This is a genomic window from Pseudoroseomonas ludipueritiae (genome assembly GCF_014490445.1).
GTDB classification, from domain to species: Bacteria; Pseudomonadota; Alphaproteobacteria; order Acetobacterales; family Acetobacteraceae; genus Pseudoroseomonas; species Pseudoroseomonas ludipueritiae.
This window is the reverse complement of the sequence record NZ_JACTUZ010000317.1, coordinates 1-1,774: the sequence shown is the minus strand read 5'-3', so window position 1 is coordinate 1,774 and position 1,774 is coordinate 1. Positions and strand designations below refer to the sequence as shown.

Below are 1,774 nucleotides of genomic sequence, written 5' to 3'. Positions count from 1 at the left end.
GGCCGCCACGATGGGGCCGATGCCGGGGATGGCGATGGCGCCCAGCGCCGCCGCCAGGCCCGCGCCGCCGCCGACCAGCGTGCCGAGCGTGGCGCCGATGCCGGTGCCGGAGGAGGCATGGCCGGTGTCATGGTCCTTGCGGACATCCGTCACGCCGCTGCGGTCGGAATTGCTGGCGACGATGCCGAGGTCGTCATGGGAGAAGCCGGCCGCCTCCAGGTCGCGCACGGCGGCCAGGGCGTGGTCGCGGGTGTCGAACATCCGCGTGATGATCTTCTGCATGGCTCGCTACCTTTCTTGCAGGGTTTCCGTGGGCCGCGGCGCTTATTGCGCCGCGGCGTTGCCGGTCACGACCTTGCCCTGGAAATCGAGGCCAACATCGGTCTGGGTGCCGTTGCGCATGGCGCGGCCGCGCCAGACGCCCTTGTCGTCCTTCTTCAGCTCCTGCACGTCCGTGTAGCCCGCATCCTCGATGCGGCGGCGTGCCTGGCCTTCGGTGAAGCTGTTGGCGCCGGCGGCGGGCGTGGTGGTGGTGGGCGGCGAGGAATCGCGCGGCGCGGCGTTGTTGCCGGCCGTGCCAGCGGCGCCGGTACCCGGTGTGGCCGCGCCCCGGTTCGTGTCCGTACCCGTCCCCATGCCGGCGCCGGGAGTGGCCGTGGTGCCCGTGCCCATGCCGGTGCCAGTCCCCGTGCCGGTGCCGGTGCCGGTGCTGGGCGCCGTGCCCGCGGCGGGCGGGGTGGTGGTGCCGGTGCTGCCCGAGCCGGTGGTGCCTTGTTGCCCCTGCGCCATCGCGGCGGGGGCGATCAGCAGGGCGGCGGCGAGGGCCATGGCTGTTGAAGCGGACCGCATGCGTAGTCTCCCTTCTTTTTCTTTGACGGCTAAGTTGCCGTCGCATGCCGCCTTAACGGCTGAGGGCTTCCACGTTTGCGTTAAGATGATGGAAAAGCTCGAAGGTAATATTGTGGCAGCTTTGCCGGGGCTTTTCCTGAACCGGCCCTCGTCTTTGTTTTCCTGTATTCTGGCGGTGGCCACGGCCGGCGGGATGCCGGCCGTGAAAACCTGTGGCGCCCGGGTTCAGCCGCGCCCGATGAAGGGCATCTTGGTCGCCATCACCGTCATGAACTGCACATTGGCCTCCAGCGGCAGGGAGGCCATGTGCAGCACGGCCTCGCCCACATGGCGCACGTCCATGCGCGGCTCCACCATGGTGGTGCCATTGGCCTGGGGCACGCCATTGGTCATGCGCTGCGTCATCTCGGTGGCGGCATTGCCGATGTCGAGCTGGCCGCAGGCGATGTCCCAGCGCCGCCCATCCAGGCTGAGGGATTTTGTCAGGCCGGTGATGGCGTGCTTGGTGGCGGTATAGGGCGCCGAGAAGGGCCGGGGCGCATGGGCGCTGATGGAGCCGTTGTTGATGATGCGGCCGCCGCGCGGGTCCTGGTGCTTCATCATGCGGAAGGCCGCCTGGGCGCAAAGGAAAGCGCCGTTCAGGTTGGCGGCCACGGTGCCGAACCAGTCTTCCAGCGTGATCTCGTCCACATCCACCGCCGGGCTGCCGCGCCCGGCATTGTTGAACAGCAGGTCGCAGCGGCCCCAGCGTTCCTTCACGGCGGCGAAGAGGGCATTCACCGCCTCCGGCTCGCTCACATCGGTCGGCACGGCCAGGCAGCGGGAGCCATGCTCCCCGGCGGCGGCGATGGTGGCCTCCAGCGCATCGGCGCGGCGGCCGGCCAGCGCGACGCTCCAGCCCGCGCCCAGCAGCGACAGCGCGGCC

The 1,774-nt window shown here is 70.0% G+C and carries 3 protein-coding genes; all 3 read right to left on the bottom strand.

Translation table 11 applies throughout. The features are described 5' to 3' along the window. Positions 1-282 (bottom strand): general stress protein (locus tag IBL25_RS25985; protein WP_238940682.1); only part of this gene is annotated, 282 nt, incomplete at its 3' end. A gap of 42 nt (positions 283-324) precedes the next feature. Then, positions 325-849 (bottom strand): PepSY domain-containing protein, encoded by a 525-nt coding sequence (locus IBL25_RS26755; protein ID WP_202986894.1) that lies wholly within the window; start codon positions 847-849, stop codon positions 325-327. Between the two features lie 225 nt (positions 850-1,074). Next, positions 1,075-1,774, bottom strand: a 700-nt coding sequence (locus IBL25_RS25975; RefSeq protein WP_187781322.1) for an SDR family oxidoreductase, incomplete at its 5' end; no start/stop codon positions are given.